Source organism: uncultured Eudoraea sp. (assembly GCF_947258525.1).
Classification (GTDB): Bacteria; Bacteroidota; Bacteroidia; order Flavobacteriales; family Flavobacteriaceae; genus Eudoraea.
Genome location: NZ_CAMYIP010000154.1, coordinates 1 through 2434, shown reverse-complemented (window position 1 = coordinate 2434; position 2434 = coordinate 1). Strand labels below are relative to the sequence as shown.

General features: G+C 35.0%; 3 protein-coding genes. All 3 read right to left on the bottom strand.

Annotated features, from left to right (window positions below):
- Nucleotides 1-187 precede the first annotated feature (187 nt).
- The 3 genes from Q0X89_RS18085 to Q0X89_RS11340 are packed head-to-tail and all read right to left on the bottom strand — an operon-like array spanning nucleotide 188 to nucleotide 2023.
- On the bottom strand, nucleotides 188-313 hold the full coding sequence (locus Q0X89_RS18085) for a hypothetical protein (RefSeq protein ID WP_367177050.1): 126 nt from the start codon (nucleotides 311-313) through the stop codon (nucleotides 188-190).
- Complete coding sequence (locus Q0X89_RS11345) at nucleotides 310-1158, bottom strand: SpoIIE family protein phosphatase (RefSeq protein ID WP_297694211.1); 849 nt, start codon at nucleotides 1156-1158, stop codon at nucleotides 310-312. Before Q0X89_RS11345 ends, Q0X89_RS18085 begins: the two co-directional genes overlap by 4 nt.
- Entirely contained in the window at nucleotides 1148-2023 is an 876-nt protein-coding gene (locus tag Q0X89_RS11340; RefSeq protein WP_297694209.1) for an MBL fold metallo-hydrolase, read from the bottom strand. The genes Q0X89_RS11345 and Q0X89_RS11340 overlap by 11 nt, the downstream gene beginning before the upstream one ends.
- Nucleotides 2024-2434: the final 411 nt, after the last annotated feature.

The window sequence follows — 2434 nt, the reverse complement described above, 5'->3', positions numbered from 1 at the left end:
TTTCGGATTCAATTCATTCGATGGTGATATACATTCCAGATCTTCAATTTATTCATGCTCAAGATATCACTTTAAATGCAAAATATTTTTGTTTTGAAAAATAAACGAAATAATGAATATCTGTAGTATTGGGTGAATAAATGTATGTTGGAGATATCGGCAATTTTGAAAGGGTAAATCCTATCTATTATTTTAACTCAAGCCCTAACAGAGTAATATCATCCTGAGGATTTGTATTATTGCCAAATTCCATTAAAGAATTAATACACTGATCAATCATATTCGTGACTGATGCAGCCTTCTGCGTTTTCAAACTATTATAGAACCGATCGTCACCGTAAAATTCCTCTTTATCATTCTGGTATTTATTCCGTCAGTATAAATAAACAGTTTATCCCCAGGTTTCATTTTGAGCTGACCTTCCTCAAACTTAATTTTACCATCATCGAGGTCATCAAAGTCTCCAATTCCTACGGTGGGTCCTCCTTTTTTTAGCAATTCTATAGTTTCGCTTTTATGTAATAGTATGGGAGATGGATGCCCTGCATTACTATATATCGTATCACCATTTTTAACATTGATGATGAAATAGGTAATGGTAAAGAAATTGTTAAATCTTTCAAATGGAAACTCTTTATCAAGGGCATTCAGCACTTCAGCCGGTGCCATGATTGATGAATTTTGTAATAATTGAGCTGAGTTTTGTTGCAAAAATTGAGAGACTGAGACTGTCACCATTGCCGCTGGAACACCATGTCCACTAACATCCAACATATAAATTCCCAGGTGCTCAGCATCTATTTTGAAGATATTAAAGATATCGCCACCCATGTGTTCACATGGTTCAAACTTCCATGCAATCTCTAAATTTTCCTCGAAAAAAGTTTTTTGGGGTAAAAGGCTCCTCTGTATTTCAGCTGCCGCTTTTAGGTCTAATTCTATACGTTGGTCTTTTTCAATTAGTTCATTATTAAGACTTCTTAGCCGCTTTTCTGCTAAAGCATACTTATTAATCAACTCTCTAAGAAGCCTTTTGTTTATGTCTTTTTCGTTTTCGTCTGCTGAATATTCCAACAGCGCTTTAATAAGCTGATTATCTTGAGAGCTTTTAATATCTGATTTTCTTAACTGGTCTTTTATTAAATGTTTAATGTTCATCTGTATTGAACCGCTCCCTAAGATTTGAAAAATTCAAGCTATTTTCGTCTTTAATAATACGGTCTATCCCTACTTCTTTTTGAGATATAAGTTGCTCGAAAATATATCTCATTATATTTCTATCGGTAATAATACTTCCATGTTGTGGCGCTATTGCAGTAAATGGGACTTCCAACATTTTTTTAAGAGCGTATTTTAACGCTTTTCTGGAAGGCATGATGATTTTATGAAAATTCAATATATCATTGATCGGACAGTTTTCTCTATTGCTCGGACATTTGGTAAGGCTTACGCAGTCTATACATTGCGGTCTTAGTTTTAAAAACAGATCCCATTCGGTGCCATAGCTGCCAAAAATATCGCTTGTAAAAAGCATCCCACTTTTTTGGTCAAAGGTAACAAAACTCCCTGATGAATGTGAATAAGGCGTTTTGATAAACTGAAGGGTACGCCCCGAGGAAAACTTATAGTGATAATTTACATCTTCAATTGAAACCATCTGAGAAGATGCTGAATAGTGCCTGATGAACATTAAACTTGATTCGTCTGAAATAATCCTTAAGCTACTGCTTTCTATAATATCTTCGAAATTGGGAATACTACCACAAAGGTCTGGATCATAATGCTGATACAAAAGCGCATTAATCTGATGAGGCTCTAAACCTGTTTGCAATATTTTCATCATCACAGTAGCAAAATCAGGACGACTACCACCATCTATCACTATGGCCTCTTCGTTATCGACAATAAGATATGGGTTGCAGTGTAAACCAGACTTTGCGTCATAGAAACCGACCCAATAAATCCCCTCAGCAATCTCAATTGGATTCTCATAGTCAATATTAGTGGTATCGCTATTTATCATATAATTTCTGCTCCTACGTATTTTCAGATTAATATTTCAATTTAACCATTTGGTTATAAAGTGCAAAAGGCTATATCAAAATGTTTCGTATGTCAATTATTGTATCAATTTGAAATCATGTGTTATTGGGTTGGGTTCGTTTTGCTGTATACCGGATATTATTTCGAGGGGTTGTCGATGAATTATTCGCTGAGGATGTTGTCTTTCTAATAACTTGGTTTCAAGTTGAGATACATTGAGACTATCCCTTTCGTACACCCCTTGTGATATGCTCAAAAAATTGCCTCTAATTTGACGGTTGTCCGGCGACAGATTTCTTGCCAGTACCTGTAATTCGATAACCATCAAAATCTATGGTGATATAATTCGCATATCACACCTGAACTGACAAGATATAAATTTACACCTTAA